Origin of the sequence: Streptomyces sp. SID11385, from assembly GCF_010548245.1 — a bacterium.
GTDB lineage: Bacteria > Actinomycetota > Actinomycetes > Streptomycetales > Streptomycetaceae > Streptomyces.
Genome location: NZ_JAAGLR010001121.1, coordinates 22,123 through 28,122 on the forward strand (window position 1 = coordinate 22,123; position 6,000 = coordinate 28,122).

At 74.5% G+C, this 6,000-nt stretch carries 7 protein-coding genes; 3 read left to right on the forward strand and 4 right to left on the reverse strand.

Annotated elements, in window-relative coordinates:
• Nucleotides 1-36: 36 nt before the first annotated feature.
• Nucleotides 37-711: a Crp/Fnr family transcriptional regulator gene (locus tag G3I42_RS33990; RefSeq protein WP_007823925.1), complete on the forward strand. Its 675-nt coding sequence runs from the start codon at nt 37-39 to the stop codon at nt 709-711.
• 386 nt (nt 712-1,097) lie between these two features.
• On the opposite strand, the gene G3I42_RS33995 is transcribed toward G3I42_RS33990, so the two are convergent.
• The 4 genes from G3I42_RS33995 to G3I42_RS37230 all read right to left on the reverse strand — a co-directional run bounded on the left by G3I42_RS33995 (nt 1,098) and on the right by G3I42_RS37230 (nt 3,688).
• Nucleotides 1,098-1,928 carry an MBL fold metallo-hydrolase gene (locus G3I42_RS33995; protein ID WP_164291502.1) on the reverse strand — a complete coding sequence of 277 codons (831 nt, stop codon included), beginning with the start codon at nt 1,926-1,928 and terminating at the stop codon, nt 1,098-1,100.
• Nucleotides 1,925-2,905 carry an NUDIX hydrolase gene (locus G3I42_RS34000; RefSeq protein WP_164291503.1) on the reverse strand — a complete coding sequence of 327 codons (981 nt, stop codon included), beginning with the start codon at nt 2,903-2,905 and terminating at the stop codon, nt 1,925-1,927. Before G3I42_RS34000 ends, G3I42_RS33995 begins: the two co-directional genes overlap by 4 nt.
• Before the next feature lie 160 nt (nt 2,906-3,065).
• Nucleotides 3,066-3,530, reverse strand: a complete 465-nt coding sequence (locus G3I42_RS34005; RefSeq protein WP_164291504.1) for a RidA family protein — start codon at nt 3,528-3,530, stop codon at nt 3,066-3,068.
• Nucleotides 3,527-3,688 (reverse strand): hypothetical protein, encoded by a 162-nt coding sequence (locus tag G3I42_RS37230; RefSeq protein ID WP_007823934.1) that lies wholly within the window; start codon nt 3,686-3,688, stop codon nt 3,527-3,529. Before G3I42_RS37230 ends, G3I42_RS34005 begins: the two co-directional genes overlap by 4 nt.
• 185 nt (nt 3,689-3,873) lie before the next feature.
• On the opposite strand from G3I42_RS37230, the gene G3I42_RS34010 reads away from it, so the two are divergent.
• Both G3I42_RS34010 and G3I42_RS34015 read left to right on the forward strand, forming a co-directional pair.
• Nucleotides 3,874-4,851 carry an ArsA-related P-loop ATPase gene (locus tag G3I42_RS34010; RefSeq protein ID WP_164291505.1) on the forward strand — a complete coding sequence of 326 codons (978 nt, stop codon included), beginning with the start codon at nt 3,874-3,876 and terminating at the stop codon, nt 4,849-4,851.
• Nucleotides 4,848-6,000 (forward strand): ArsA family ATPase (locus G3I42_RS34015; protein ID WP_164291506.1); only part of this gene is annotated, 1,153 nt, incomplete at its 3' end. The genes G3I42_RS34010 and G3I42_RS34015, both read left to right, overlap by 4 nt.

Here is a 6,000-nt window from a genome sequence, read left to right on the forward strand (position 1 = left end):
ACCAGTCCCCCTGAGCAGCCGACAAGGAGAGAACTCGTGGATGACGTTCTGCGGCGCGCACCGCTGTTCGCGGCGCTCGATGACGAACAGGCGGCGGAGCTGCGCGCCTCCATGAGTGAGGTGACGCTGGCCCGCGGGGAGTCCCTTTTCCACGAGGGCGAGCCGGGCGACCGCCTCTACGTCGTGACGGAGGGCAAGGTCAAGCTGCACCGCACCTCGCCCGACGGCCGCGAGAACATGCTCGCGGTGCTCGGCCCCGGCGAGCTGATCGGTGAGCTGTCGCTCTTCGACCCGGGCCCGCGCACGGCGACCGCGTCCGCGCTCACCGAGGTGAAGCTGCTCGGCCTGGGGCACAACGACCTCCAGCCGTGGCTCAGCGGGCGCCCCGAGGTCGCCGCGGCGCTGCTGCGCGCGGTGGCGCGCCGGCTGCGCAAGACGAACGACCAGATGTCCGACCTGGTCTTCTCCGATGTGCCGGGCCGTGTCGCCCGCGCGCTCCTCGACCTGTCGCGCCGCTTCGGCGTGCAGTCGGAGGAGGGCATCCACGTCGTGCACGACCTGACGCAGGAGGAGCTGGCGCAGCTCGTCGGCGCCTCGCGCGAGACGGTCAACAAGGCGCTCGCCGACTTCGCCGGGCGCGGCTGGCTGCGCCTTGAGGCGCGTGCGGTGATCCTGCTGGACGTGGAGCGGCTGGCGAAGCGGTCGCGCTGAGGCACTGGTCGAGGACTTCCGTGCGGGCCCGCTCCCGTATGTACGAGAGGCGGCCGTCCCCTGGTGGGGGCGGCCGCCTCTCGTGTGCGCGGGGCTTGTCTCCCGATGCCTGGCGTATGTGCGGATGATCGGGGCGGTCGTTTTGATCATCGGCCCGGTTCCGTGGCGCTTTTCGGCGTTCGTACGACTTCGGCTGTGGACAACTTGACCCAGGTCGCGAAGGCGCTCACTCGCACGAGTGAGGCCGTGTGCGGGTTTCCCGGAGTTATCCACAGATGGGCGGAAGTGGCGGGGGTGGGGGTGCGGGGTGCGGAAGAATTGATGTCGGGGAGCCCCCCCTTTGGGTGGGTGGGGGCTGTCTTTTTACCGGGCCCCGCAATCCCCCCTCACCCCACCCCCCGCTCCCGCAAGTACTCCAGCTGCGCCCCCACCGACCACTCCGCCGCCGGCCACAGCGCCCGGTCCACGTCCGCGTACACCCGGGCCACCACCTCCGGCGCCGTCGTCAGCCCCGCCCGGACCGCCTCCTCGACCTGCGCCAGGCGGGCCGCGCGGTGCGCGAGGTAGTACTCCAGCACCCCGCGCGCGTCGTCCAGGACCGGGCCGTGGCCCGGCAGGACGATGTCCACGCCGTCGTCCGTCGCGAGCGTCCGCAGCCGCCGCAGCGAGTCGAGGTAGTCGCCGAGCCGCCCGTCCGGGTGCGCCACCACCGTCGTACCGCGCCCGAGCACCGTGTCCCCCGTGAGGACGGCACGGTCCGCCGGGAGGTGGAAGGAGAGCGAGTCGCCCGTATGGCCCGGGGTCGGTACGACGCGCAGTTCGAGGCCGCCCGTCGTGACGACGTCGCCCGCCGCGAGCCCTTCCTCGCCGAGCCGCAGCGCCGGGTCGAGCGCGCGCACCGGGCTCCCGGTGAGTTCCGCGAAGCGCGCCGCGCCCTCCGCGTGGTCGGGGTGGCCGTGCGTGAGCAGCGTCAGCGCGACGCGCTGCCCGGCGCGTTCGGCCGTGGCTATGACGTTCGCCAGGTGGCCCTCGTCGAGCGGGCCCGGGTCGATGACGACCGCGAGGCCGGAGCCGGGCTCGGCGACGATCCACGTGTTCGTGCCGTCGAGCGTCATCGCCGAGGGGTTCGGCGCGAGGACGTTGACCGCGCGGGCCGTCGCCGGTCCGCTCGTCACGACGCCGCGCGGGCTCCCCGGCACGGCGGGTACGGCGCTCACGCCCGCTCACCGGCGTCGGCCGCTCCCCCGCCCGGCAGCTCACCGGCGTCGGCCGCTCCCCCGCCCGGCAGCTCGCCGCCCGGCGCCCCCGCGTCCGGCACCCGCCGGGTGAACTCCTCGTGCCCCGGCCACGTCAGGATCACTTCCTCGCCGTCCAGGCGCGCCTCCGCCAGGACGGGCTTGAGCGCGCGGCCCTCCAGGTCGGCCATGACCCCCGGCAGGGAACCGTAGGGAACGAGGTCGCGCAGGGTGGCGACGGTGGGCGGCATCATCTGGAGCGCGCCCTCCTCGTACCGGTGCAGGGCGTCCACCGGGCGCACCCACTCGGTGCGGTCGGCCTCCGTGGAGACCTCGCGGGTGCGCTGGCCCTCGGGGAGCGCGGCGACGAAGAACCACGTGTCGTAGCGCCGTGCCTCGAACTCGGGCGTGATCCAGCGCGCCCAGCCGCCGAGCAGGTCGCTGCGCAGCACGAGCGCGTGCCGGTTGAGGAAGTCCGCGAACGAGGTCTCGTGCGCGACGAGCGCCGCGCGCTCCGCCTCCCAGCCGGGCCCCGAGACGTCCGCGACGACCGTCTCCGCGTCCGGGCCCGCGAGCAGCACCCCGCACTCCTCGAAGGTCTCGCGCACCGCAGCGCACACCACGGCCCGCGCCGCGCCCTCGTCGTCGAGCCCGAGGCGCTCGGCCCACGCGGCGGGCGAGGGCCCCGCCCAGCCCACGGCCGTCTCGCTGTCGCGCGGGTCCACGCCGCCGCCCGGGTACGCGTACGCGCCGGCCGCGAACGCCATCGAGGCGCGGCGCCGCAGCATGTGCACGAGGAGCCCGCCGGGGCCCTCGGGCGCCTCGCGCAGCAGCAGTACGGTGGCCGCGCGGCGCGGGGTCACGGGGACGAGGTCGCCCCGCGCGTGGGCGCGGATGCGGTCCGGCCAGTCGGCGGGGAACCACTGTGCGCCGGAGCTGTTGCCTGCACGTTCGCTCATGCTCCGGAGGCTAACGCCTCTCGCGCGGGAGTTCGAAGAACCGGCCGCCGCTCGCACACCCCACCGAGGCCCGGGCGCCGCACCGGCGAACGCCGCGCAGCCTCCGGCCCGGCGCCCCTCCCCCGAACCCTGAGTCCCGAGCCGCCGAGCCCCCGGGGACCTACCCCTCCAGCTCCACGATCAGCTCGACCTCCAACGGCGCGTCCAGCGGCAGGACCGCGACGCCCACCGCGCTGCGCGCGTGCACGCCCTTCTCGCCGAAGACCTCGCCGAGCAGTTCGCTCGCCCCGTTGAGGACCCCCGCCTGTCCCGTGAAGTCCGTCGCCGAGGCCACGAAGCCGGTGACCTTCACCACGCGCGCGACGCGGTCCAGGTCCCCCGCCACCGAGCGCACCGCGGCGAGCGCGTTGAGCGCGCTGATCCCCGCGAGCGCCTTCGCCTCCTCGGCGGTGACCTCCGCGCCGACCTTCCCGGTCGTCGGCAGCGTGCCCTCGACCAGCGGGAGCTGCCCGGCGGTGTACACGTACGCGCCGCTGCGCACGGCCGCCTGGTACGCGGCGAGCGGCGCCGCGACCTCCGGCAGCGTCAGGCCCAGCTCGGCGAGGCGCGCCTCGACCGCGCTCACGCCTGCTTCTCGCGCTTCATGTAGGCCACGGGGTTCTCCCAGCCGTTGGGGCCGGGGATCACGGTGACCAGCTCCCAGCCGTCCAGGCCGAAGTTGTCGAGGATGGCCTTCGTGTTGTGCGAGAGGAGCGGCGCGGTGAGGTATTCCCAAGTCTTCATGCGGCGACTTTAACGGGCGGTGCGGGAGCGGCGGAAACCCGCGCCGCGGGCGCCGCCCCGGCTCCCGTACGGACGGGACGAGCCACCCCCGCGCACCCGCTCGACCCCACCCGCCGCGCCCCCTTCGCGCCCCCCAGTTCGCGCCCGCCCGCCCGCCGCGTCCCGCGACGTTCTAGGCTCGCGCTGTGAGCAGGCTCCAGGTCGTCAGCGGGAAGGGCGGGACCGGCAAGACGACGGTCGCCGCCGCGCTCGCGCTCGCCCTCGCCACCGAGGGCCGGCGCACGCTCCTCGTCGAGGTCGAGGGCAGACAGGGCATCGCGCAGGTCTTCGACACCGAGCCGCTGCCGTACGGGGAGCACAAGATCGCCGTCGCGCCCGGCGGGGGCGAGGTCTTCGCGCTCGCGATCGATCCGGAGCTGGCGCTCCTCGACTACCTCCAGATGTTCTACCGGCTCGGCAGCGCGGGCCGCGCCCTGAAGAAGATGGGCGCGATCGACTTCGCGACCACCGTCGCGCCCGGCGTCCGCGACGTCCTGCTCACCGGCAAGGCCGCCGAGGCCGTGCGCCGCAAGGACAAGCAGGGGCGGCACGTCTACGACCACGTCGTGATGGACGCCCCGCCCACCGGACGGATCACGCGCTTCCTCGGCGTCAACGACGAGGTCGCCGGGCTCGCCCGCATCGGCCCCGTCCACCACCAGGCGCAGTCCGTCATGCACCTGCTCAAGTCCCCGCAGACGGCCGTGCACCTCGTCACGCTCCTGGAGGAGATGCCGGTGCAGGAGACGGCGGACGGGATCGCCGAACTGCGCGGCGCGGGGCTCCCGGTGGGCCGGGTCCTCGTCAACATGGTCCGCCCGGCCCCGCTGGCCCCCGGGCTGCTCGCCCAGGACGTCCCGCGCGCCGCGCTCGAAGCGGCCCTCACCGCCGCCGGGCTCCCGCGCGCCGGGGCGCTCGCCGGGCCGCTGCTCGCGCTCGGCGAGGAGTACGGGGAGCGCCACGCCCTGGAGACCGCGCAGCGCGCCCGCCTCACCGGGCTCGGCCGCCCCGTCCACGAACTGGCCCTCGCCCCGGACGGCATGGACCTCGCCGCCGTCTACCGCATGGCGAAGGACCTGCGCGCCCAGGGCGTGGCGGAGCAGACCCCGAGGAGGACCCCGTGAGCCTCGATCCGCCCCCCGTCCTCGCGATCGACCCGCTCGTCGACGACCCCGAGACCCGCATCGTCGTGTGCTGCGGCTCGGGCGGCGTCGGCAAGACGACGACCGCTGCGGCGCTCGGGCTGCGCGCCGCCGAGCGGGGCCGCAAGGTCGTCGTCCTCACGATCGACCCGGCGCGCCGCCTCGCCCAGTCCATGGGCATCGACGCGCTCGACAACACCCCGCGCCGTGTCCCCGGCACGCGCGGCGAGGGCGAACTCCACGCCATGATGCTCGACATGAAGCGCACCTTCGACGAGATCGTCGAGGCGCACGCGGACCCGGCGCGGGCCCGCGCGATCCTGGAGAACCCCTTCTACCAGTCGCTCTCGGCCGGATTCGCCGGTACGCAGGAGTACATGGCGATGGAGAAGCTCGGCCAGCTCCGGGGTGGCGGGGAGTGGGACCTCATCGTCGTCGACACGCCGCCCTCGCGCTCCGCGCTCGACTTCCTCGACGCCCCGAAGCACCTCGGCTCCTTCCTCGACGGGAAGTTCCTGCGCGTCCTCATGGCCCCGGCGAAAGCGGGCGGGCGCGCGGGCATGAAGTTCCTCAACGCCGGGATGTCGCTGATGACGGGCACGCTCGGCAAGCTCCTCGGCGGCCAGTTCCTCTCCGACGTGCAGACCTTCGTCGCCGCGATGGACACGATGTTCGGCGGTTTCCGCGCCCGCGCCGACGCCACGTACCAGCTCCTCCAGGCCCCCGGCACCGCCTTCCTCGTCGTCGCCGCGCCCGAGCGCGACGCGCTGCGCGAGGCCGACTACTTCGTGCGCAGGCTCGCCGAGGACGGCATGCCGCTCGCCGGTCTCGTCCTCAACCGCGTCCACGGCGGCGGCCCCGAGGGGCTCACCGCGGAGCGCGCGCTGAGCGCCGCGGAAAATCTTGAAGACCTCGGCATTGTGGATCAGTTGGGCGGGAAAGCTGGTCTGCGTAACACCCGGGACACCACCGGTGACGTCCTCAACTCCCCCGAGGCCCACGCCGGTTCACCGGGCACAACCGAAGACCCGAGCCACGCGTCCGAAGCCGCTCAGCCCCCCGGCACCCCCGGGGCCGCGCCCCTCGCCGCCGGTCTGCTGCGCCTGCACGCCGAGCGCGCCCGCCGCCGCG